The organism is Pseudomonas sp. B13(2017) (assembly GCF_002113245.1).
Classification (GTDB): Bacteria; Pseudomonadota; Gammaproteobacteria; order Pseudomonadales; family Pseudomonadaceae; genus Aquipseudomonas; species Aquipseudomonas putida_Z.
This window is the reverse complement of sequence record NZ_NEJX01000020.1, coordinates 17108-38457: the sequence shown is the minus strand read 5'-3', so window position 1 is coordinate 38457 and position 21350 is coordinate 17108. Positions and strand designations below refer to the sequence as shown.

The 21350-nt window shown below is 65.2% G+C and carries 22 protein-coding genes; 12 read left to right on the top strand and 10 right to left on the bottom strand.

Translation table 11 applies throughout. The features are described 5' to 3' along the window. Nucleotides 1-176: 176 nt before the first annotated feature. Nucleotides 177-1040, bottom strand: a complete 864-nt coding sequence (locus CAG44_RS22365; protein ID WP_085589502.1) for a universal stress protein — start codon at nt 1038-1040, stop codon at nt 177-179. 154 nt (nt 1041-1194) lie between these two features. Here CAG44_RS22365 and CAG44_RS22360 point away from each other — a divergent pair, with 154 nt between their 5' ends. After that, on the top strand, nt 1195-1812 hold the full coding sequence (locus CAG44_RS22360) for a tRNA-(ms[2]io[6]A)-hydroxylase (protein WP_085617275.1): 618 nt from the start codon (nt 1195-1197) through the stop codon (nt 1810-1812). Nucleotides 1813-1834: 22 nt separating this feature from the next. On the opposite strand, the gene CAG44_RS22355 is transcribed toward CAG44_RS22360, so the two are convergent. Beyond that, nucleotides 1835-2155 carry a YqjD family protein gene (locus CAG44_RS22355; protein ID WP_025338355.1) on the bottom strand — a complete coding sequence of 107 codons (321 nt, stop codon included), beginning with the start codon at nt 2153-2155 and terminating at the stop codon, nt 1835-1837. Between the two features lie 129 nt (nt 2156-2284). On the opposite strand from CAG44_RS22355, the gene CAG44_RS22350 reads away from it, so the two are divergent. Beyond that, a complete protein-coding gene (locus tag CAG44_RS22350) occupies nt 2285-2548 on the top strand; it encodes a hypothetical protein (RefSeq protein ID WP_025338356.1) in 264 nt (87 codons plus the stop codon). An 18-nt stretch (nt 2549-2566) separates the two neighbouring features. Here CAG44_RS22350 and CAG44_RS22345 read toward each other — a convergent pair whose 3' ends face one another. Next, nucleotides 2567-3049 carry an LEA type 2 family protein gene (locus CAG44_RS22345; RefSeq protein ID WP_085693013.1) on the bottom strand — a complete coding sequence of 161 codons (483 nt, stop codon included), beginning with the start codon at nt 3047-3049 and terminating at the stop codon, nt 2567-2569. 135 nt (nt 3050-3184) lie between these two features. Here CAG44_RS22345 and CAG44_RS22340 point away from each other — a divergent pair, with 135 nt between their 5' ends. Next, complete coding sequence (locus CAG44_RS22340; protein ID WP_085693012.1) at nt 3185-4306, top strand: sigma-70 family RNA polymerase sigma factor; 1122 nt, start codon at nt 3185-3187, stop codon at nt 4304-4306. Between the two features lie 226 nt (nt 4307-4532). Beyond that, nucleotides 4533-6959, top strand: a complete 2427-nt coding sequence (locus CAG44_RS22335; RefSeq protein ID WP_085693011.1) for a TonB-dependent receptor — start codon at nt 4533-4535, stop codon at nt 6957-6959. Between the two features lie 196 nt (nt 6960-7155). Here the strand turns inward: CAG44_RS22335 and CAG44_RS22330 are convergent, their stop codons facing one another. Continuing rightward, on the bottom strand, nt 7156-8046 hold the full coding sequence (locus tag CAG44_RS22330) for a LysR family transcriptional regulator (protein WP_085693010.1): 891 nt from the start codon (nt 8044-8046) through the stop codon (nt 7156-7158). A gap of 102 nt (nt 8047-8148) precedes the next feature. On the opposite strand from CAG44_RS22330, the gene CAG44_RS22325 reads away from it, so the two are divergent. From CAG44_RS22325 to CAG44_RS22300, 6 genes are all read left to right on the top strand, one after another. Continuing rightward, entirely contained in the window at nt 8149-9228 is a 1080-nt protein-coding gene (locus CAG44_RS22325; RefSeq protein WP_085693009.1) for an extracellular solute-binding protein, read from the top strand. 25 nt (nt 9229-9253) lie between these two features. Beyond that, entirely contained in the window at nt 9254-10219 is a 966-nt protein-coding gene (speB, locus tag CAG44_RS22320) for an agmatinase (protein ID WP_085593236.1), read from the top strand. Between the two features lie 185 nt (nt 10220-10404). After that, nucleotides 10405-10722 (top strand): hypothetical protein, encoded by a 318-nt coding sequence (locus CAG44_RS22315; RefSeq protein WP_085593234.1) that lies wholly within the window; start codon nt 10405-10407, stop codon nt 10720-10722. 23 nt (nt 10723-10745) lie between these two features. Beyond that, nucleotides 10746-11894, top strand: coding sequence for a PQQ-dependent sugar dehydrogenase (locus CAG44_RS22310; RefSeq protein WP_085693008.1), 1149 nt, complete (start codon nt 10746-10748; stop codon nt 11892-11894). 129 nt (nt 11895-12023) lie between these two features. Next, nucleotides 12024-13130 carry a cell division protein ZapE gene (zapE, locus tag CAG44_RS22305; protein ID WP_085693007.1) on the top strand — a complete coding sequence of 369 codons (1107 nt, stop codon included), beginning with the start codon at nt 12024-12026 and terminating at the stop codon, nt 13128-13130. A gap of 14 nt (nt 13131-13144) precedes the next feature. Then, a complete protein-coding gene (locus CAG44_RS22300) occupies nt 13145-13726 on the top strand; it encodes a DinB family protein (RefSeq protein WP_013971816.1) in 582 nt (193 codons plus the stop codon). 130 nt (nt 13727-13856) lie between these two features. Here the strand turns inward: CAG44_RS22300 and CAG44_RS22295 are convergent, their stop codons facing one another. From CAG44_RS22295 to CAG44_RS22285, 3 genes are all read right to left on the bottom strand, one after another. Then, complete coding sequence (locus tag CAG44_RS22295) at nt 13857-14855, bottom strand: alpha/beta fold hydrolase (protein ID WP_085693006.1); 999 nt, start codon at nt 14853-14855, stop codon at nt 13857-13859. A 75-nt stretch (nt 14856-14930) separates the two neighbouring features. Then, nucleotides 14931-15368 (bottom strand): YqaA family protein, encoded by a 438-nt coding sequence (locus CAG44_RS22290; RefSeq protein ID WP_013971818.1) that lies wholly within the window; start codon nt 15366-15368, stop codon nt 14931-14933. Further along, a complete protein-coding gene (locus CAG44_RS22285) occupies nt 15368-15799 on the bottom strand; it encodes a DUF411 domain-containing protein (RefSeq protein ID WP_039614165.1) in 432 nt (143 codons plus the stop codon). Before CAG44_RS22285 ends, CAG44_RS22290 begins: the two co-directional genes overlap by 1 nt. Nucleotides 15800-16065: 266 nt before the next feature. Between CAG44_RS22285 and CAG44_RS22280 the strand changes: the two genes are divergently transcribed. Continuing rightward, nucleotides 16066-16716: a hypothetical protein gene (locus tag CAG44_RS22280; RefSeq protein ID WP_046615900.1), complete on the top strand. Its 651-nt coding sequence runs from the start codon at nt 16066-16068 to the stop codon at nt 16714-16716. A 9-nt stretch (nt 16717-16725) separates the two neighbouring features. Here the strand turns inward: CAG44_RS22280 and yegQ are convergent, their stop codons facing one another. Beyond that, complete coding sequence (gene yegQ / locus CAG44_RS22275) at nt 16726-18045, bottom strand: tRNA 5-hydroxyuridine modification protein YegQ (protein WP_085593222.1); 1320 nt, start codon at nt 18043-18045, stop codon at nt 16726-16728. Between the two features lie 133 nt (nt 18046-18178). Here yegQ and CAG44_RS22270 point away from each other — a divergent pair, with 133 nt between their 5' ends. Beyond that, a complete protein-coding gene (locus tag CAG44_RS22270) occupies nt 18179-19243 on the top strand; it encodes an AI-2E family transporter (protein WP_025338369.1) in 1065 nt (354 codons plus the stop codon). Nucleotides 19244-19380: 137 nt separating this feature from the next. Here CAG44_RS22270 and phnX read toward each other — a convergent pair whose 3' ends face one another. Then, entirely contained in the window at nt 19381-20208 is an 828-nt protein-coding gene (gene phnX, locus CAG44_RS22265; RefSeq protein WP_025338370.1) for a phosphonoacetaldehyde hydrolase, read from the bottom strand. A gap of 34 nt (nt 20209-20242) precedes the next feature. Then, nucleotides 20243-21349, bottom strand: coding sequence for a 2-aminoethylphosphonate--pyruvate transaminase (locus tag CAG44_RS22260; protein ID WP_013971825.1), 1107 nt, complete (start codon nt 21347-21349; stop codon nt 20243-20245). Between the last annotated feature and the right edge of the window lies 1 nt (nt 21350).

Below are 21350 nucleotides of genomic sequence, written 5' to 3'. Positions count from 1 at the left end.
GGGGAGGGGCTGGACCCGAAGGTGCAGGAAGCGTTGGCCTAGCGTTTGGTGTTGAATGGGGCTGCTATGCAGCCCATCGCCGGCAAGCCAGCTCCCACAGGTACTGCACATGACTTGAGGCCAATGCGGTCGATGTGGGAGCTGGCTTGCCGGCGATAGGGCCCTGACAGATTGACTCAGCCGCGGGCCAGTTCCGCCTGATGAGCAATTGCCTCCTCGCTCTTGAGCACCAGCACATCCCCTTCCAGCGAATCCAGCACCACCTCCGAGGTATTACCAATCAACGCCCCGGAAATCCCCGTGCGGCACACCGTGCCGATCACCGTTACCACGGCATCCAGCTTCTTCTCGGTATGCGGTATCAGCACATCCGCCGGCCCTTCGGCCACATGCAAGCGGTCTTCGCTGATGTCGTACTCTGCCTGGAATGCCTTGCACGCCTCGCGGTAGCGCTTTTCGATGGTCTCGCTCAGCTGGTACACCGGGTCCGACGCCGACAGCATCGGCGACGGATGGGCGCTGATGACGTGCAACTCACCCTTGGCCAGCGCAGCAATGTCATAGCCATGGTCGATGATGCTGGCATGCAGGCGGCGGTGGTCCTCGTCCTGGTTGCCCACGTCCACCGCAGCCAGGACCTTGCCGCCGGTCCACGGCCGCTCGCTCTTGACCATCAGCACGGCACACGGGCACTGGCGCAGCAGCTTCCAGTCGCTGGGGGTGAGCAGGGCCTTTTTCAGCGGGTTGTCCGGGCGGTGTTCCTTGATCACCAGCTCGCAGCCCTCGGCCTGCTGCACGTAGATGATGGTGTCGTGCAGGTTGTCGCGCCAGGCCTCTTCATGGGTGACGTTGTCGTACCCGTCATCATGCAACTGGCTGCTCAGCAGGCTCAGCAGCGCGCTGTGGTCATGTCTTTTGTCGCACATCAGCAGGTGCAGGCGCGCGCCGGTGACACCGGCGATCAGCTTGGCCCGGGTCAGCGCCCGGCTGTGGGCGTGCTCGGGGTCGAGGACGACGAGGATGCTGCGGACGGCTTGCATGGGCGTTAACTCCCTTCAAAGGTGGCGACCAATGCCTGACTATAGTCGGCGCTTCCCCCGCTGGCGCTTGATGTACATCAAGCATAGTCACTGGCGCCGCCCGCCGCCGCCGGTATAATCGCCGGCCCTGCCTGTTCTTTGTGGTTGCACGCTCATGTCCCTGATCCCCGAAATCGACGCCTTTCTTGGTTGCCCGACACCAGACGCCTGGATCGAAGCGGCGCTCGCCGACCAGGAAACCCTGCTGATCGACCACAAGAACTGCGAATTCAAGGCTGCCAGCACCGCCCTGAGCCTGATCGCCAAGTACAACACCCACCTCGACCTGATCAACATGATGTCGCGCCTGGCCCGCGAGGAGCTGGTGCACCACGAGCAGGTGCTGCGCCTGATGAAGCGCCGCGGCGTGCCGCTGCGCCCGGTGTCGGCGGGGCGTTATGCGTCGGGGCTGCGGCGCCTGGTGCGCGCCCACGAGCCGGTCAAGCTGGTGGATACGCTGGTGGTGGGGGCGTTCATCGAGGCGCGCAGCTGCGAGCGCTTTGCCGCGCTGGTACCGCACCTGGACGAGGAGCTGGGCCGCTTCTACCACGGCCTGCTGAAGAGCGAAGCGCGCCACTACCAGGGTTACCTGAAACTGGCGCACAACTACGGCGATGAGGCAGACATCGCCCGCCGGGTGGAACTGGTGCGCGCAGCGGAGGTGGACCTGATCCAGTCACCGGACCAGGAGCTGCGCTTCCACAGCGGTATCCCGATGGCGCAGGCCGCCTGATTCGCACCAGGCGGCCCAGGCGTCAGTGACGGCGGCCCAGCAGCAGGCCGACCACTAGTCCGAGGCCGGCGGAAATGGCCACGGTCTGCCACGGGTGGCCGCCGATGTAGTCCTGGGTAGCCTCCACCACCGGTTGCGCCTTGCTACGCACCTTGTCGGCGGCATGGCGCGCCTGGCGTAGCTTGAGGCTTACCTGCGCGCGCAGGGTTTCCGCCTCGTCACCCACCAGGGCGGCGCTGTCGTTCAGCAGCCTTTCCGATTCTTCGATCAGCGCCTGCAGTTCGCTGAATACCTGGTCCTTGATCTGATCGCTGTCGGCCAGCGCGGCGTTTTTCCGGGCCATGAACTCGTCCTCGTCGATGGTGTGGTTTGAACAATGGATGCCGGCGCGTCGGGAAAGTTGCGGCGGCTTTGGGCTGTTGCAGTACCTGGGTGTAAGATAGCGGCCATTTTCAAACCTGCAGGTACCTTCATGAGTTTCAATCTGGCCAACATGAGCTTCGAGGAACGGGCGCAGATCGAGGCAGAGAAGGCCCGGCTGTTCGAGCTGTGGCAGAACAACCTGGGCAAGGCCAAGGGCGAAGCGGCGCGGCTGATCGCCGAAAAACCACGGCGCAAAGGCAAATGGGCCGAGTGGGTGCGCGCCGAGCTGGATGGCATGTCGCCGCCCGAATACGCCAACATGGTGCGCAGCGAAGTCAACAAGCTGATGGCCGCAGCCAGCGCCAACCGCTGATCACACCCCGCCAGGCGCCTACCAGTAGGCGCCCTTGGGCAGGTCCAGCTTGCCCTCGTCGGTAAAGCGCACGGTCCCCAGCAGCCCGCCGGCCAGCTTGCCGCGCAGCACATAGGGCAGGCCCTGCAACGAGTCCACCCGGCCCAGCCCATAGGCCTGGCGCAGGAAGGAAAACGCCGTGATGCTCACCGGCACCACGACCACCGCTTCGCCATAACGGCCGATGTGCCCCTGCTGGTCGCTGACCCCGGCAGCCAGCGGCTGGCCGTTCACTTCCAGGTTGATGGCGATGCCGTTGTAGTCGATCGGCGCCTCGTTGGGGTTTTGTACCCGCATCTTCACCGCCATGCGCAGTTCCAGCTCCTGCCCGGGCAGCGGCTCGATACCGATCACGCTGATATTGACCGGGTCGCGTGCCTGGAACAGCGCACAGGCCCCCAGGCCGCAGGCCAGCAGCAGGACCAGGAACAGGCGGGCGTAGCGGTGCAGACGGGCAGCCATGGGGTGCGACCTTGCCAGAGTGGGCGAATGGGCAGTGTGGCAAATACGCGTCGGCGTTGAAAGTCTCCGCCCAGATGAAAGATACTGTTTCTCATTAACGCCCGATAACTTCTCCTACTGGCCGTTCCCAAACCCATGCTGACCTCTCCCGCGCCGGGCCTGCTGGCAAGCTTCCAGGAGCACTACGACGACCTGCTGCAATTCCTGACCCGGCGCATGAGCGACCGTCAGCGCGCTGCCGACGTCGCGCAGGAAACCTACCTGAGGCTGGTGAACATCGACCAGCAGGCGGTGCCGGTGCTGCACGCGCGCAGTTTCATCTTCCGCGTGGCCGGCAACCTGGCGATCGATGCCTTGCGCCGTGAGCAGCGCATTGCCGCCAGCCACGACGACAGCGAGCGGGCAGGTGAGGTGGCCTGCCCGGCCCCGGCACCCGAAGCGGCCTTGCTGGCCCGGGAGCGCCTGCAGATCCTCGACCAGGCGCTGCTGCAGCTGTCCGACAATGCCCGCCAGGCTCTGTTGCTCAACCGCGTCGACGGCCTGACCCAGGCGCAGATCGCGCAACGCCTGGGGGTTTCCGAAAGCATGGTGGCGAAATACATCGGCCAGGCCTTGCGCCATTGCCGTAACTGGCTCAAACAGGCGGGCGTGGCTGCAGCCCTGGTGTTGGCCGTTGCTGTGGCGGGTTGGCAGCAGGCGCCGGTGCTGCTGGCGGATTACCACACCGGGGTCGGTGAGCGACAGGTGATTACCCTGGCCGATGGCACGCGGGTGACGTTGAACAGCGCCACTGCCCTGAGCGTGGTGTTCAGCGACCGTGAGCGGCGGGTGGTGCTGGAGTCTGGTGAAGCCTTGTTCGAGACCAACGATGATTCACGGCCCTTTGTGGTCGATACGGCCGGTGAGCGGGTGCAGGGGAGTGCGGCTACCTTCAGCGTGCGTCGCGATGGCCGCGTGGTATTGGCACACGGCGAAGCCAAGGTTGGCGAGCATGAACTGGCAGTAGCGGCCGATGCCGGCACGCAGATGGCCTGGCAGCGCGGCAAGTTGATCTTCAACGGCAAGCCGCTGGGGCAGGTGCTGGCGGAGCTCGAGCGTTACCGGCATGGGCGGATCGTGTTGTCCGATAGCAAGCTGGCGGCGATGGAGGTCAGCGGGGTGTTCGACCTCGATGAGCCGGAGGCCCTGTTGCGGACCCTTGAGCAGCGCTATGGGCTGAAGGTGACCTACCTGCCGTGGTTGGCCGTGGTTCATTGACTCGCCTGTGCCGGCCTCTTCGCGGCTGAAGCCGCTCCCACAGGTACTGCACAGGTCTGGAAGGCTGTGGAGATCCCTGTAGGAGCGGCTTTAGCCGCGAAGAGGCCGGCACAGGAAAAATTTTTTATTTTGCACTGCAAGTTCCTGCCTGCCAGATCGTCGTAGTGGGACTGATCAGCAACCAATTCTCATTTACGACTTGTCAGGAAGCTCATTCGTGCCTCTGATGCTCAAGCCCTTGCACCGCCGCCGCGGTCCGCTTCACCATGCCCTGATGTCCTGCAGTGCCCTGGCCATGCTGGTCGGCCCGCTGCAGGCGTTTGCCTCGACCGCCACCGAACAGGCCCAGACCCAGGCCCGCCTGGTCCAGCTCGACCTGCCGGCCCAGCCGCTGGACCAGGCCCTGACCACCTTCGCCGACCAGGCCGGCCTGCACCTGCTGTACACCACCGGCGATGTCGCCGGCCAGGCCAGCCCGGCCTTGCAGGGCAGCTACAGCATCGAGCAGGCCCTGCAGCAGTTGCTGGCCGGCAGCGGCATGAGCTGGCACTTCAGCGATGCCCGCACGGTGACCCTGCGCAAGGCCGACGCCGCGCCGCAGGCGGTCAACCTCAAGCCGATCGAGGTCAGCGTGGCCTCGCGCACCAGCACCGCGATCAGCGAAATCCCCGGCACCGTGTGGGTGGTCGACCAACAGCAGCTGCGCGAGCAGATCGACAGCGGCGTCAGCCTGAAGGAAGCCATCGGCAAGCTTGTACCAGGCCTCGACCTGGCGCCGGAAGGCCGTACCAACTACGGCCAGAACATGCGCGGGCGCAACGTGCTGGTGATGATCGACGGGGTCAGCCAGAACAGCTCGCGCGGCCTGTCGCGCCAGTTCGACAGCATTTCGCCGTTCAACGTCGAGCGCGTCGAAGTGCTGTCTGGCGCCAGTGCCATCTACGGCGGCGGCGCCACCGGCGGCATCATCAACATCGTGACCAAGAAGGGCGAACCCGGCCCGGCGCGCTTCGAGACCCAGCTCGGAGCCAGCAGCGGCTTCAACAACAGCGACGACCTGGCCACCCGCTTCGCCCAGTCGATCAGTGGCGGCAACGAGCGGTTCAACGCCCGCCTGGGGGTTTCCGGCGAGCAGAACGAAGCCTTCTACGATGGCGCCGGCGACCAGATCTTCATCGACAACACCCAGACCGACCTGCAGTACAACCGCACCATCGACGTGCTCGGCACCTTGGGGGTGCAACTGAACGACCAGCAGAGCCTCGACCTGTTGGCCCAGTACTATGACTCGGGCAACCACGGCAGCACCGGCATCTACTTCCCCAACCTGAACCACAACGCCCCATCCGACCTGGAAGATGCCGAGCTGCGCAGCGGCTACTCGTCGGACCTGGAGCCGCGCACCCGGCGCCTGCTGCTGAACGCCAACTACCACCACACCGATGTGCTGGGCCAGGACTTCTACCTGCAGGCCTCGTACCGCAAGGAAGACGACAACTTCTACCCGTTCCCGTACTACAACCGCGCCACGCCCACCGGCTCGCGCGGGGTGTACTTCGCCGCCTCGCAGCAGAACTTCGAAGTCACCAGCCTCAAGGGCCTGTTCGCCAAGCAGTGGGACGCGCTGAAGCTGACCTACGGCGTCGACCTGGACCGCGAGCGCTTCAATGCCGAACAGACCACCTTCAACGCCCAGACGTCGTCCGAGTCGGGTGGCCTGGAGCTGGAAAAGGAAAGCAAGGCCGCACGTTACCCCAGCTACCGGGTCGATGGCGTGTCGGTGTACGCCCAGCTGGACTGGCATGCCACCGATAACCTGACCCTGTCCGGCGGCGCCCGGCGCCAGCAGATGGACGTGGACGTCAGCGACTTCAAGGGTGTGCCGGGTGGCAGCAACGATTACCAGGTCAACCTGTTCAACGTCGGTGCCATCTACGACTTCAAGAATGGCCACCAGGTATGGACCAACTACGGCGAAGGCTTCGACCTGCCCGACCCGGCCAAGTACTACGGCAAGCCCGGCCTGAGCGTGGCCGACAACCCGCTGGCCGGCATCAAGAGCCGCCAGGTGGAGCTGGGCTGGCGCTATGCCGACCTGGACTGGGATGCCCAGGCGGCGCTGTATTACATCTGGTCGGACAAGATCATCAACGTCGATTCGCAGACGCTGACCATCAACGTGGAAGACCAGAAAAGCCGTGACTTTGGTTTTGAGGGCGCTCTGACCCGACACTTCCAGACAGGTTGGGAAGCCGGTGGCACCCTGCACCTGACCCGCTCCGAGGAAGAGGATGTCGATGGTGGCTGGATCAAGCGCGATGCCCGCTATGCCTCGTTGTCCAAGGCTACAGCGTTCGTCGGCTGGAGGGGCGATGGCCGCAGTGCACGGCTGCAGGCCAACCATGCCTTCAGCCTGAAGGACGATGCCGACCACGAGATCGATGGTTATACCACCTTCGACCTGCTGGGCAGCCAGGACACCGGCTTCGGCACCTTCAGCGCCGGCATCCAGAACCTGCTGGACAAGCAGTACAGCACGGTCTGGGGGCAGCGTGCGACGCTGTTCTACTCGCCGACCTACGGGCCGGCTTACCTGTATGACTACCAAGGGCGCGGGCGTACCTATACCCTGACCTGGAGCATGGCTTACTGACCCTGTGCGGTTCTGTAGGAGCGGCCTTGTGTCGCGAAAGGAGTGCGAAGCGCCCCCAGGACTTCAGCTGCGCAGCACATATCGCCGGGGCCGCTTTGCGGCCCTTTCGCGACACAAGGCCGCTCCTACAGAGACCGCACATGCCTGAGGAAGTCGCGGTCCCTGTGGGAGCGGGTTTACCCGCGAAGAGGCCGGGTCAGGCAAACGCCGCCAGCAAATCCTGTGCAAACGCTTGCTGTGCCTCGCCAACCGCCTGCGCCCGGTGCCTGGCCAGGGTAAACGGCACCACAAAGTCCAACCCCGGGTCCAGCGCCCACAACAGCCCCTCAGCCTCCCAAGCTTGCGCGCAATGGCATGGCAGATAGCCAATATGCCGCCCCGACAGAATGAACGTCAGCACGCTCTCGATCTGCTCCGCCACCGCCATGCTGCGCTGGCTCTGGAACGGCTCGCCGCCCTTGAGAAACCGGTACGGATGGCGCACCTGGTCCATCGCCAGTAACCGCTCCCGCCCAACGCCAGCCTCACCGAACAGCACATGGCCCTTGCCGCAATACAGCCGTTGCCGCTCCACGAACAGCGGCTGGTAATCGAAGGCTGCCTGGTTGCCGGAAAAGTAGCTGATGGCGTAATCCAGCCGCTGCTCCAGCAACAAGCGCTCCAGCTCTGCCGGTGGCGCACTGATCAGCTCCAGCTGCACCGCCTCCTCGCGCCTGCGAAACGCCGCAATGGCCGCCGCCAGCTTCAGGCTCACCGCCTTGTCCTGGTTCTCCGCCATGCCTATGCGCACGGTCCCCAGCAGCCGCCCGGCAACGCCATTGGCCTGCTGGCGAAACTGTTCGATGTTCAGCAGTAACCCTCGGGCGGCGTCCAGCAACAACGCGCCTTTTTCCGTCAGGTGAAAACCACCCTTGCCGCGGCTGCACAGGCGGTAGCCCAGCCGCGCTTCCAGCTGCGCCATGCGCTGGCTGATGGTGGGCTGGCTCAGGCCCAGCACGCCTTGCGCGGCACTGAAGCCACCGGCCTCGACTACAGTGACGAACAGCCGCAGCAGGTGCAGGTCGGGGTCGTGCACTTGTCCGAGCATTACATTGCCTCTGATGAATGTCAGCTTTGCAAACTTGCCATTCCTGCAATGTAACCCGGCTGGCATGCTCGCGGCATCCACCCATTTGCCGAGGTGTCCGCCATGCGTCGATCGTTGTGCCTGCTGTCCCTGGTCCTGGCCTTGCCCCTGCAGGCCGAAGAAAAGGTCGTCAACCTCTACAGCTGGGCCGACTATGTCGCCCCGCAAACCCTCCAGCGCTTCGAGCAGGAAACCGGCTACAAGGTGCGCTACGACACCTTCGACACCACCGAAGTGCTGGAAACCAAGCTGCTGACCGGTGGCAGCGGCTATGACGTGGTGGTGCCGTCGTCGGCCGTGCTGGCCCGGGCGCTCAAGGCCAACGCCCTGCAGCCGCTCGACCCCCAGGCCATGCCTGGCTATGCCAACCTCGACAAGGACCTGCTGGCCAAGCTCGCCGAGGCCGACCCCGGCAACCGCCATGCCGTGCCCTACACCTGGGGCACCCTGGGCCTGGGGGTGAATGTGGAGGCGGTGCGCCAACGCCTGGGGGATGTGCCGCTGGACAGCCTCGACCTGCTGTTCAAGCCCGAGTACGCCAGCCGGTTGAAGGACTGCGGCATCGCCATGCCCGACTCGCCCCAGGAGGTGATCGGCGTGGCCCTGAACTACCTGGGCAAGGACCCTTACAGCCAGGACAAGGACGACCTGGCCGCCGCGCAGAGCCTGCTGAGCCAGCTGCAGCCGTCGATCAGCTACGTCGCCAATGGCCGGCAGATCAGCGACCTGGCCAATGGCAGCGTGTGCCTGGCGCTGACCTACAACGGCGATGCGGCGATGGCCGCCGACCAGGCACGCCGCGCCGGCAAGCCGTTCGAGCTGATCTACCGCATCCCCCGCGAAGGCACGCTGGTATGGCAGGACAACCTGGTCATTCCCAAGGACGCCCCGCACCCCGAGGCCGCGCGGGCGTTCATCGCCTTCATGCTCAAGCCCGAGTCGGTCGCCGCGCTTACCAATACGCTGTTCTTCGCCAACGCCAACCAGGCGGCCACGCCGCTGGTGGACGAAGCGGTGCGCAACGACCCGGACATCTACCCGTCGGCAGCGGTGCGCCAGCGCCTGTATGCCGACCGCAGCATGGCCCTGGCCGACCTGCGCCAGCGCAACCGCCTGTGGACCGCGTTCCGCAGCCGCCAGTAACCGATAACGACAAAGGAGCCCGACCGTGGAGCAAGCCGCAAACAACGACCAGGCCATGACCCGCGACAGCCTGTATGGTACCGCTGCGGAAAGTACCTACGCCGGCATTACCAGTTTCTCTCGCCGCCGCTACAGCCGCGACCTGCGTGGCGTCGATGTGGTGGTCAGTGGTGTGCCGTTCGATACTGCCACCAGCAACCGCCCCGGTGCGCGCTTCGGCCCGCGGGCGATCCGCGCCGCTTCGGTGCAGCAGGCCTGGGCCCGGCACTGGCCGTGGGCGTTCGACCCGTTCGACCACCTGGCGGTGATCGACTATGGCGATTGCGCCTTCGACAGCGGCACCCCACAGTCGGTACCGGACAGCATCGAGGCCCATGCCACGCATATTCTGGAAGCAGGCTGCGCCATGCTCACCCTGGGTGGCGACCACTTCATCAGCTACCCGCTGCTCAAGGCCCATGCCCGCCGCCATGGCCCGCTGGCGCTGATCCACTTCGATGCGCACAGCGACACCTGGCCGGACGAGGAGGGCAAACGCATCGACCACGGCACCATGTTCTGGCATGCCGCCCGCGAAGGCCTGGTGGACCCGGCCAGCTCGGTGCAGATCGGCCTGCGCACCACCAATGATGACAGCCAGGGCTTTGCCATCCTCGACGCCCGCCAGGTGCACCGGCAGGGCACCGAGGCGGTGATCGCGGCGATTCGCCAGCGGGTGGGAGAGCGGCCGGTGTACCTGACCTTCGATATCGACTGCCTCGACCCGGCCTATGCGCCTGGTACCGGCACGCCGGTGTGCGGCGGGCTGAGCACGGTGCAGGCGCTGGAGATCATCGGCGGGCTGCGCGGTATCAACCTGGTGGGCATGGACCTGGTGGAGGTGGCGCCAGCCTATGACCATGCCGACATCACCGCGCTGGCCGGGGCGACCTTGGCGATGGAAATGTTGTGCCTGTATGCGGCGCGGCACAAGGTGGACAAGGGCCAGTAATTCGGCGTCCGTAGGGTCTTTGTGGGAGCGGCCTTGTGTCGCGAAAGGGCTGCGTAGCAGCCCCCAGGGCCCATACTGAAACATCAGGAATCATCTCCACCCGCATTCACACTTTTGCCGCGAACCCTTCGCGCCTTAGGCTATCAAACCCACCAGGCGCGGCATTTTCGTACAGGAGGTGAAGCATGACCCCGACATTGCCCATCCTGGCCTTCGGCCTGGTGCTGTGCCTGCCCGCGCAAGCGGCCCCCGAGCCGCCCTTGCAACTCGCCGCCGGCAACAACAACCCCTACAACAGCCCGATCCAGCGCGCCAACCCCAACAGCCGCCAAGGCAGCATGCCGGCCGCACCTCCCGTGCGCGGCCCGTCCACCGACCCGTACCAGCGCACGCCCACCCTGGACAACCGCGGCATTGGCAATGGCGACAACCTGCGCCGCCAGCAGCAAACCCCGAACCTGGAGCCCACCCGACCACCGCGCGGCAACCCGCGCGCGCCATGAGCGCCCTACGAAAGGAATCCTGCATGCTTCGAGCACCCTGGCTTGTCACCCTGACCGCCGCCGCACTCCTGCCCCTGCTGGCGCAGGCGGCGGCCGAACAGCAGCTTCGCAGTGAAGAAGGCACCTTGACCGTCAGCACAGTGGCCGACGGCCTGCGCAACCCTTGGGCCCTGGCGTTCCTGCCGGGCGGCAAGGACATGCTGGTCACCGAGCGCGCCGGCAACTTGCGGGTGGTCAATGCCGAAGGCAAGGTCGGCCCGCCGATCAGTGGTGTGCCCAAGGTCTGGGCCGAGGGCCAGGGCGGCCTGCTGGATGTGGTGCTGTCGCCGGAGTTCGCCAAGGACCGCACCGTCTACCTGTCCTACGCCGAAGAGGGCAGTGACGGCAAGGCCGGTACGGCGGTCGGCCGTGGCCAGTTGTCCCAGGACCGCGCCCGGCTGGAAAACTTCAACGTCATCTTCCGCCAGCAGCCCAAGCTGTCGGAGGGCAACCACTTCGGCTCGCGCCTGGTGTTCGACCGCGACGGCTACCTGTTCATCGCCCTCGGCGAGAACAACCAGCGCCCGACCGCCCAGGACCTGGACAAGCTGCAAGGCAAGATCGTGCGTATCTTGCCGGACGGCGAAGTACCCAGGGACAACCCCCTCGTCGGCAAGGACAACGTGCGGCCGGAGATCTGGTCGTTCGGCCACCGCAATCAGCAAGGCGCCGCACTCAACCCCTGGACCGGCAAGCTGTGGACCCACGAGCACGGCCCGCGCGGCGGCGACGAGATCAACATTCCCGAGCCTGGCAAGAACTATGGCTGGCCGATTGCGACCCACGGCATCAACTACTCGCTGCTGCCGATCCCCGAGGCCAAGGGCAAGCATGTGCAGGGCATGGTCGACCCGCACCATGTATGGGAGAAGTCGCCGGGTATCAGCGGCATGGCCTTCTACGACAGCTCTAGGTTCAAGGCCTGGGACCACAACCTGTTCATTGGCGCGCTGGCTACCCAGGAGCTGATCCGCCTGCAACTGGATGGCGACAAGGTGGTGCATGAAGAGCGTTTGCTGGGTGAGCTGAAGGCGCGTATCCGCGATGTGCGGGTGGGGCCGGATGGCTACCTGTATGTGCTGACCGATGACAAGGACGGCGCGTTGCTGAAAGTTGGATTGGGAGACAGCTGAGCCAAAGTCACATGCACCGGCCTCATCGCCGGCAAGCCAGCTCCCACAGGGATAGCGCATGGCTTGGGGCCAATGCGGTCGAGGTGGGAGCTGGCTTGCCGGCGATGAGGCCGGTGCAGATAATGCCGCATGGCTATCGATCCCCATTCCCTCTACCAGCAGGCCCTGACCACTCAGGGCTATGTCGCCGACCCCGCCCAGGCCCGCGCCGTCGAGGCCTTGCAGGCTTGTTTCCAGGCCGTCGAACAGGGCCGCCCCACTCAGGGTATCTACCTCTGGGGCCCGGTCGGCCGCGGCAAGACCTGGCTGATGGACCAGTTCCACCACTGCCTGCGGGTACCCAGCCGGCGCCAGCACTTCCACCACTTCATGGCCTGGGTCCACCAGCGCCTGTTCCAGCTCAACGGCACCGCCGACCCGCTGCTGGCGCTGGCCGGGGAGCTGGCAGGGCAGATACGCGTGCTGTGCTTCGACGAGCTGTTCGTCAACGACATCGGTGACGCGATCATCCTCGGCCGCCTGTTCCAGGTACTGTTCGACCAAGGCGTTGTTATCGTCGCCACCTCCAACCAGCCACCCGAGCAGCTCTACCGCGACGGCTTCAACCGCGAGCGTTTCCTGCCGGCCATCGCCGCCATCCAGCGGCACATGCAGGTACTGCCGGTAGCCGGCGAGCAGGACCACCGCCTGCACCCCGGCGCCGAGCGCCAGCGTTACTGGGTGGCGCAAGCGGGGCAGGCCAGCCAGCTGGGCGAGGTGTTCCGCCAGCTCAGCCCCGGCGACGCAGGCCACGATCAGCCCTTGGCGATCGGCTCCCGGCAGGTGCAGGTGGTGCGGCGCAGCGCGCAGGCCATCTGGTGCCGCTTCACCGACCTGTGCGAACAGCCGCTGGCGGCCATGGAGTTCATGGCCCTGTGCGACCGGTTCCCGGCCATCCTGGTGTCGGGCATTCCGGCGCTGGGGGGTGAACAGCGGGCCGGGCGCATTGCCCGGGGCACCGAGGATGCTGCGGCGCGGGTGGTGGCGGGTGACCGCGAGCTGCCGGCGCTGTCGCCCAAGGACGACGCGGTGCGCCGCTTCATTGCCCTGGTCGACGAATGCTACGACCGCCGGGTGGCGTTGTACCTGGAGGCACAGGTGCCGCTGGATGCCCTCTACACTCAAGGGTATCTGGCGTTCCCGTACCAACGGACCCTGAGCCGGCTACGGGAGATGCAACTGCAACGCTTCGCCTGAAAAGGAGCCGAACCATGGAGCCGCTGTCGCATCATCTGCTGACCCAGGCCTACAACAATGGCTGGGCCAACCACCGTCTGTACAAGGCCTGCCTGCAACTGACCCAGGACGAATTCGTCGCCCCGCGCTGCAGCTTTTTCCCGTCGATCAAGGCCACCCTCAACCACCTGCTGACGGTGGACTGGTTCTACCTGCACATGCTCGAATGCGAGCAGCGTGGCGAGCAGCCCGACGCTGACGGCGAGCGCTTCTTCGACCCCGAACAGCCGTTTGCCACCTGCACCGACCTGCATGCCGAACAGGCCCAGGCCGATCACCGGCTGATCGCCTATTGCCGGGGCCTGCGCGATGGTGAGCTGGGGCGCTATGTGAGCATCGTTCGCCCCGAGCGGGTACAGCGCGAGCAACGGCTGCGGCTGCTGGCGCACCTGTTCGAGCACCAGGTGCATCACCGTGGGCAGGTGCATGCGATGCTCAGTGACACGGCAGTGAGGCCGCCGCAGCTGGATGAGTTTTTCTGCGAGGAAGAGGCGGGGTTGCGGGCGGCGGACTTTGCCGAGCTGGGCTGGACCGAGGAGCAGGTCTGGAAAGTGTAGGGGGCTGCTTTGCAGCCCTTCGCGGGCTCGCCCGCTCCCACGGGTAGTGCACAGCTTCCCAAACCTGTGCAGTACCTGTGGGAGCGGGCGAGCCCGCAAAGGGCCGCAAAGCGGCCCCTCGACTATTGGCTCACTTGCCCAGCCACTCCACCAGCGTACGGTTGAACCGCACCGGCTCCTCGATCTGCGGCGCATGCCCCATGCCTTCAAAGGTAATCAGCTCACCCTTGGGAATCAGCTTGGCCACCTGCGGCCCCAGCACTGCATACTTGCCCAGCTTCGCTTTCACCTCCGGCGGCGCGATATCACTGCCGATGGCAGTGGTGTCCTGGTCACCGATCAGCAGCAGGGTGGGCATCTGCAGGTCCTTGAACTCGTGGTACACCGGCTGGGTGAAGATCATGTCGTAGATCAGCGCCGAGTTCCGCGCCACCGCTTCATGCCCCGGCCCCTTGTTCAGGCCCACCAGCATCTGCACCCAGCGCTCGTACTCCGGCTTCCAGCGCCCGGCGTAGTAGGTCTTGCGCTCATACTCGCGCACGCCTTCGGCATCCAGCTTGAGCTCGCGCGCATACCACTGGTCCACCGTGCGGTAGGGCACGCCCAGGGCTTTCCAGTCTTCCAGCCCGATGGGGTTGACCATCGCCAGGCGCTCCACCTGCTGCGGGTACATCAGCGCATAGCGGGTGGCGAGCATGCCGCCGGTGGAGTGGCCGAGCACGATGCTTTGCTTCACCCCCAGCTGTTCGAGCAGGGCATGGGTGTTGCTCGCCAGCTGCTGGAAGCTGTACTGGTAATGCGCCGGCTTGCTGGAGCTGCAGAAGCCGACCTGGTCGGGGGCGATGACCCGGTAGCCAGCCTTGCTCAGGGCATCGATGGTGGTTTCCCAGGTGGCGGCGCAGAAGTTCTTGCCATGCATCAGCACCACGCTGTGGCCGTTGGCCTGGCCCTGGGCGGGTACGTCCATGTAGCCCATCTGCAGGGCCTGGCCCTGGGACTTGAAGTCGAAATGCTTGAGCGGATGCGGGTAGTTGAAGCCCTCCAGCTGGGGGCCATAGGTGGGCGATTCGGCGGCGATGGCCGAACTGCCGACGAGGCAGGCCAGGGCCAGGGCGGTTGCGCGCAGCATGGGGGCACTCCGTGTAGGGCCATGTAGGAAGGGGCGACTGTAGCAGCCAGTGGACCACGCGGAACGTGAAAGGTGTTACCAGGCGTGAAACCAGCCCAGGGTAATCATCGCCAGCACCCCATAGCGGCCGGCCTTGGCCAGAGTCACCAGCAGCAGGAAGCGCCAGAACGGCTCACGCATGATGCCCGCGATCAGCGTCAGCGGGTCGCCGATCACCGGCATCCAGCTGAGCAGCAGCGACCATTGCCCCCAGCGCTGGTAGCGCTGTTGCGCGCGTTCCAGCTGGGCAGGGCTGAACGGGAACCAGCGCTTGTCACGGAGGTGCTCGATGGCCCGGCCCAGCACCCAGTTGACCACCGAGCCCAGCACATTGCCCAGGGTCGCCACCAGCAGCAGGGTGGCCCAGGCCTCGGGCTGGCGCAGCAAAAGGCCGACCAGCACGGCCTCCGATTGCAGCGGTAGCAGGGTAGCGGCGCCGAAGGCGCTGAGGAACAGCGCCCACAGGCTGAGCATCAGTAGTTGGCGACCACGGTGTCCTTGCCGTCCTGGGTCACGCCGATGACCTGGTAGGCATCCTTGTGGTCACCCATTTCCATGCCGGGCGAGCCCATGGGCATGCCCGGCACGGCCAGGCCCTTGAGGTCGTTGCGCTTGGCCAGCAGGCGCACCTGCTCGGCCGGTACGTGGCCTTCGACGAACTTGCCATCGATCACCCCGGTATGGCACGACGCCAGGCGTGGCGCCACGCCCAGACGTTGCTTCACCTCGCTCATGTTCGGCTCGACATGGTCGTTGACGGTGAAGCCGTTGTCGCGCAGGTGGCTGATCCAGGCCTTGCAGCAGCCACAGTTGGGGTCGCGGTAGACGTCGATGGTCTCGGCAGCCTGGGCCAGGCCGGTGATGGCCAGCAGGCCCAGGGGCAGCAGGTGTTTACGCAGCTTCATGAAGCACTCCTTCAAAAACGTGGGCGGATACCGGCGACCAGGCCTGTGCCTTGCACGCGCCCGGTGTCGTTACGGCCCCAGGGGCGGTCCGATATCCAGCGGTTGGCCAGCAGCATAGCCTAAGCGGCTTTCAGACGCAGCGCGGCCTGTTGCTGTTCGCCAGCGTTGTCAGGCAGCCAGTCTACCTGCCAGGTAGTGGTTCCGGATGCCGGCCTGTCATCACGCTGGCTAACGTGCGGCACACCTATCTGAGAGCCTGCTGGATCATGACCCTACCACTGGACTGCCTGTTGTACTCCAAGACCAATCTGATCGGCATCGGACCAAACCTGTCCGAAGAGGAACGCCAGGACGTGCAAACGTTGCTGGACCATGCCGATGAGTTCGCAAGCCGCTTCCTCGACCGGGACGAGTTATGGAAAAGCTGGTTCGACCGCTTCCGCAATCGCCTGGAGAAACATGGCTGCGTAAGGACGGCCGCCCTGGAGTTGCCGCCCCAGGTCATCAGGGACCATGACGATTTCGATACCAGGCTCGAGCCCATCGGCACAGGCAGCACACCAACGCTGTTGGCCCAACTGGCGCGCGCATCCATGCAGGAACTGCGCATCAGTGCACACGCCAGCAAGTTCCTGCAGTCCGGCTGGCAGAACGACGTCGCCTCATCGTTTCTGATAACACCCTGCCAGAAGGACGAGGAGGGCCAGATCCATCTGGCGGTCTACTCGTTTCGTTTCAACGGCACCGTGGAGATGCGCGACTTCGGATTCTGGAGCGAGGCCCAGCGTGACATCGTCGTGTGGAACACCGGCACTGTTTACCGTTTTGACCTGGAACGTTTCGCCGCTTTTCGCCAGCAGATTCGTAAGGAATTGGGCGACCGGCGGCTTGGCGCCATCACCAGGATTGAACTCTAGCCACCTCGCTCAAGCTGGCAGGTCACGCATCAGCAGGCCGTATGCCAATGGCACCTGCTCGGGAACAGGAAGGTAGATGGTGTGGCCATCGCCCGGGGCGACCTGCAGCGGTTGCTGCTGGCCATTGCTCATGTGCTCGAGATCGAAGTGGTAGTTGCCGCGTGGGGTCATCAGCTCCAGATGGTCGCCCACGGCGAAGCGGTTCTTCACCTTGACCTCGGCCAGGCCGTCGACGCGCACCCCAGTCAGCTCGCCAACGAACTGCTGGCGCTCGGACACCGAGTTGCCGCGCTGGTAGTTCTGGTACTCGTCGTGCACGTGGCGGCGCAGGAAACCTTCGGTGTAACCGCGCTGGGCCAGGGATTCGAGGTTGTCCATCAGGGAGCGGTCGAATGGCCGCCCGGCCACCGCGTCGTCGATCGCCTGGCGGTACGACTGCACGGCGCGGGCGCAGTAGAAGTGCGACTTGGTGCGGCCTTCGATCTTCAGCGAGTGCACGCCCATGGCGGCCAGGCGCCCGACGTGCTGGATGGCGCGCAGGTCCTTGGCATTCATGATGTAGGTGCCGTGCTCGTCTTCGAACGCCGGCATTTCGGTGCCGGGGCGGTTGCTTTCCTGCAGCAGGAATACCTGCTCGGTCGGTGCACCCAGGCCCAGCGTCGGCTGCACTTCGCGCACGATGTCGCCAGTGGCGTTTTCGGTGGCCGGGGTGGCGTCATACTTCCAGCGGCAAGCGTTGGTGCAGCTGCCCTGGTTGGCATCGCGCTTGTTGAGGTAGCCCGACAGCAGGCAACGGCCGGAGTAGGCCATGCACAGGGCACCATGGACGAACACCTCCAGCTCCATTTCCGGCACCTGCTGGCGGATTTCCTCGATCTCTTCGAGCGACAGCTCGCGCGACAGGATCACCCGGCTCAGGCCCAGTTGCTGCCAGAACTGCACGCTGGCCCAGTTGACCGTGTTGGCCTGCACCGACAGGTGCACCGGCATCTGCGGGAAGTGCTGGCGTACCAGCATGATCAGGCCTGGGTCGGACATGATCAGCGCGTCCGGTGCCATCTCGATCACCGGCGCCAGGTCCTTGAGGAAGGTCTTGAGCTTGGCATTGTGCGGGGCAATGTTGACCACCACGTAGAAGCGTTTGCCCAAGGCATGCGCCTCCTGGATGCCCAGGGCCAGGTTGGCATGGTCGAACTCGTTGTTGCGCACCCGCAAGCTGTAGCGTGGCTGGCCGGCGTAGACCGCGTCGGCGCCATAGGCGAAGGCGTAGCGCATGGTCTTGAGGGTGCCGGCGGGGGCCAGCAGTTCGGGCTTGGCGATGTGGGTCATGTGCGCACCGGAGCAAAAGGCGCGGATGCTAGGGCTGGCAGATACGGCCCGTATTGATTTGCATCAAGGAAATGGCGGCACTTTTGCCAAGGTGCGGCGCACTAATAACGCATAAGCCATGCGAGGACCCGCGATGAACCAGACCGCCCTGCAGAACAAAGCCCTGGCAGTACTGCTGGCGCTGGTGACCATTGCCTTCATCTGGATCCTGCTGCCGTACTACGGTGCGATCTTCTGGGCGGTGATACTCGGCATCCTGTTCGCCCCGCTGCAGCGCCACCTCCTGTTGCGTTTCGGCCGCCGGCGCAACCTGGCTGCGGCGGCCACCTTGCTGGTGTGCCTGCTGGTGGCGATCCTGCCGGTGATCATCACCAGCGCGCTGCTGGTGCAGGAGGGAGCCGCCCTGTACCAGCGCATCGAGCACGGGGAGCTGGATATTGCCGGCTATGTCGAGCGCGGCAAGGACATGCTTCCGGCTTTTGCCCAGCGGGGGCTGGACAGCATGGGCATGGGCAACCTCGACGGGCTGCGCGACAAGATCACCAAATGGGCCACCCAAGGCAGCCAGGTGCTGGCCAGCCAGGCGTTCAACTTTGGGCAGGGCACGTTCGAGTTCGTGATCAGCTTCGGCATCATGATGTACCTGTTGTTCTTCTTCCTGCGCGAAGGCGCGGAGGTCGCCCGCCAGGTGCGTCTGGCAGTGCCGCTGCCCGAACACCAGAAACGCCGTTTGCAGCTGAAGTTCAACCGTGTGGTGCGGGCGACGGTAAAAGGCAACGTGCTGGTGGCCATTACCCAGGGCGCGCTGGGCGGTTTCATTTTCTGGGTGCTGGATATCCCGAGTGCGCTGGTATGGGCGGTGCTGATGGCGTTTCTGTCGCTGTTGCCGGCGGTAGGGGCGGGGATCGTGTGGGCGCCGGTGGCGGCGTACTTCCTGCTGACCGGTGCGATTTTGTCGGGGGTGATCCTGACCGCGTTCGGCGTGCTGGTGATCGGCCTGGTAGACAACTTGTTGCGGCCGATCCTGGTGGGCAAGGACACGCGCATGCCGGACTACCTGATTCTGGTGTCGACGCTGGGCGGGCTGGCGGTGTTCGGGCTCAACGGCTTCGTGATCGGGCCATTGATCGCGGCGCTGTTCGTGTCGAGCTGGGCGATCTTCGCGGCAACCAAACCCCGGGTGCAGTTGCCGGAGTAAGGTTTTGACAGGGCTGCTTTGCAGCCCATCGCCGGCAAGCCAGCTCCCACAGGTACAGCGTTGCTCTCAAGATTGTCGCTGGACCTGTGGGAGCTGGCTTGCCGGCGATGGGCCGCAACGCGGCCCCCATGGCCGGGTCAGGATGCCTGCGGCATCTCACCCTTGGCCAGGCGCCGGTTGATGTCGGCGATCACTTCTGGCAGTTCGTTGATGGTGTCGATCAGGTAGTGCGGGCGGGAGCCGGCGAACAGGGCGTGGATGCGCTGACGCTCGCTTTCCAGCTTCTCGGCGCTCAGCGCGCGGTAGCCTTCCCAGGTCAGCCCCAGGGCATTGCCCGAGCACACCAGAGCCACGGTCCACATGCCGGCACGGCGGCCTTCGAGAATGCCCGGCACGGTATCGTCGACCTTCACGCACGCCGCTACATCGTCGATACCCAGCGCGATCACGTTGGCCAGGGCCTGGGCCGGCCATGGGCGGCCGTTCGGGGTTTCGTCGGTGGCCACCACATGGTCGGCCACGTAGCCGTTCTGCGCGGCCAGCTCCACCACTTTGTCCATCACCACCTTCGGGTAGCCCGAGCAAGAGCCGATCTTCAGGCCGTCCTGGCGCAGCCCGGTGAGGGTGTCCAGGGCGCCGGGGATCAGCGCCGAGTGCACGGCGATCTTCTCGATCTGCAGGGGCATGAAGCGGTTGTAGATGGCGGTGACATCATCGTCGGTCGGGGTACGGCCGAACACCTTGCGGTAGCGCTCGGCAATTTCCGGCACATCGCACAGGGTGCGGATGTGGTCCCACTTGCCCATGCCCATCGGGCCGCGGGCTTCTTCGATGGACACCTGCACATCGAATTCGGCAAAGGCTTCGACAAAGATCTGGGTCGGGGCGAAGGAGCCGAAGTCGACCACGGTGCCGGCCCAGTCGAGGATGGCGGCTTGCAGCTGGGTAGGGTTGCTGTAGTTCATGTGCGCTTGTTCCTGAAATTGGGTGGGCAAAGGGTCAGATGTCCAGCACTTCCATTTCCCGCAGCACCTCGGCCACGGCATTCACGGCGGCCTGCATGCCATCCGCTCCGACCACGCCGATGCAGCCGACACGGAAGGTTTCCACCTGGGTCAGCTTGCCCGGGTAGAGGATGAAGCCCTTGGCCTTGACCCGCTCGTAGAAGTCCTTGAACTGGTAGCGGGGATCGTTCGGTGCGTGGAAGGTGACGATGATCGGCGCCTGGATCTCGGCAGGCAGGAAGCTGCGCAGGCCGATGGCGGCCATGCCGTCGAGCAAGGTCTTGCAGTTGTCGGCGTAGCGCTGGTGGCGCGCTGGCAGGCCACCTTCCTCGTTGTATTGCTGCAGCGCTTCGTGCAGGGCAGCGACCACGTGGGTCGGCGGGGTAAAGCGCCACTGGCCGGTCTTGGCCATGTAGGTGTGCTGGTCGTGCAGGTCCATGGCCAGCGAGTGGGCGTTGCCTTCGGCGGCGGCCAGGGCGGTTTTCTCGGCGAACACGAAGCCCATGCCAGGTACCCCTTCCAGGCATTTGCCGGAGGCGGCGATCAGCGCCTCGAAGGGGATGGCGCGGGCATCGATCGGCAGTGCGCCAAACGAGCTCATGGCGTCGATGATCAGGCGCTTGCCGTGGCCTTTGATCACCTGGGCGATCTCGGGCAGCGGGTTGAGGATGCCGGTGCTGGTTTCGCAGTGGATCAGCGCGACGTGGGTGATGGCCGGGTCGGCGGCCAGCAGGCGGTCGACGTCGGCGGCGGTGGTCGGCTGGTCTTCGGCGGTTTCGAAGGTGCTGTAGGCACGGCCCAGCACTTTGCAGATCTTCGCCAGGCGCTGGCCATAGGCACCATTGATCAGCACCAGGACCTTGCCGTCACGCGGCACCAGGGTGCCGATGGCCGCTTCCACGGCGAAGGTGCCGCTGCCTTGCAGGGGCACGCAGTGGTGGCTGGCGCTGCCGTCGATGATGGCCAGCAGTTGCTCGCAGACACTGGCAGTCAGTTGGTTGAAGTCGCGGTCCCAGGAGCCCCAGTCCACCAGCATGGCTTGGCGGGTGCGGATTGATGTGGTCAGGGGACCGGGGGTCAGCAGAATCGGGGCGTTGCTCATT

Excerpts from the sequence above, each read along its gene's own strand:
- CAG44_RS22345 (WP_085693013.1), bottom strand. The coding sequence starts at position 3,049 with ATGGCTGCCCGTCTGCACCGCTACGCCCGCCTGTTCCTGGTCCTGCTG.
- yegQ (WP_085593222.1), bottom strand. The coding sequence starts at position 18,045 with ATGACCCACATCGCCAAGCCCGAACTGCTGGCCCCCGCCGGCACCCTC.
- CAG44_RS22280 (WP_046615900.1), top strand. The coding sequence starts at position 16,066 with ATGACCCTACCACTGGACTGCCTGTTGTACTCCAAGACCAATCTGATC.
- CAG44_RS22260 (WP_013971825.1), bottom strand. The coding sequence starts at position 21,349 with ATGAGCAACGCCCCGATTCTGCTGACCCCCGGTCCCCTGACCACATCA.
- CAG44_RS22335 (WP_085693011.1), top strand. The coding sequence starts at position 4,533 with ATGCTCAAGCCCTTGCACCGCCGCCGCGGTCCGCTTCACCATGCCCTG.
- CAG44_RS22340 (WP_085693012.1), top strand. The coding sequence starts at position 3,185 with ATGCTGACCTCTCCCGCGCCGGGCCTGCTGGCAAGCTTCCAGGAGCAC.
- CAG44_RS22365 (WP_085589502.1), bottom strand. The coding sequence starts at position 1,040 with ATGCAAGCCGTCCGCAGCATCCTCGTCGTCCTCGACCCCGAGCACGCC.
- CAG44_RS22300 (WP_013971816.1), top strand. The coding sequence starts at position 13,145 with ATGGAGCCGCTGTCGCATCATCTGCTGACCCAGGCCTACAACAATGGC.
- CAG44_RS22325 (WP_085693009.1), top strand. The coding sequence starts at position 8,149 with ATGCGTCGATCGTTGTGCCTGCTGTCCCTGGTCCTGGCCTTGCCCCTG.
- CAG44_RS22315 (WP_085593234.1), top strand. The coding sequence starts at position 10,405 with ATGACCCCGACATTGCCCATCCTGGCCTTCGGCCTGGTGCTGTGCCTG.
- zapE (WP_085693007.1), top strand. The coding sequence starts at position 12,024 with ATGGCTATCGATCCCCATTCCCTCTACCAGCAGGCCCTGACCACTCAG.
- CAG44_RS22330 (WP_085693010.1), bottom strand. The coding sequence starts at position 8,046 with ATGCTCGGACAAGTGCACGACCCCGACCTGCACCTGCTGCGGCTGTTC.
- CAG44_RS22355 (WP_025338355.1), bottom strand. The coding sequence starts at position 2,155 with ATGGCCCGGAAAAACGCCGCGCTGGCCGACAGCGATCAGATCAAGGAC.
- CAG44_RS22270 (WP_025338369.1), top strand. The coding sequence starts at position 18,179 with ATGAACCAGACCGCCCTGCAGAACAAAGCCCTGGCAGTACTGCTGGCG.
- phnX (WP_025338370.1), bottom strand. The coding sequence starts at position 20,208 with ATGAACTACAGCAACCCTACCCAGCTGCAAGCCGCCATCCTCGACTGG.
- CAG44_RS22295 (WP_085693006.1), bottom strand. The coding sequence starts at position 14,855 with ATGCTGCGCGCAACCGCCCTGGCCCTGGCCTGCCTCGTCGGCAGTTCG.
- CAG44_RS22310 (WP_085693008.1), top strand. The coding sequence starts at position 10,746 with ATGCTTCGAGCACCCTGGCTTGTCACCCTGACCGCCGCCGCACTCCTG.
- CAG44_RS22290 (WP_013971818.1), bottom strand. The coding sequence starts at position 15,368 with ATGCTCAGCCTGTGGGCGCTGTTCCTCAGCGCCTTCGGCGCCGCTACC.
- CAG44_RS22360 (WP_085617275.1), top strand. The coding sequence starts at position 1,195 with ATGTCCCTGATCCCCGAAATCGACGCCTTTCTTGGTTGCCCGACACCA.
- CAG44_RS22285 (WP_039614165.1), bottom strand. The coding sequence starts at position 15,799 with ATGAAGCTGCGTAAACACCTGCTGCCCCTGGGCCTGCTGGCCATCACC.
- CAG44_RS22350 (WP_025338356.1), top strand. The coding sequence starts at position 2,285 with ATGAGTTTCAATCTGGCCAACATGAGCTTCGAGGAACGGGCGCAGATC.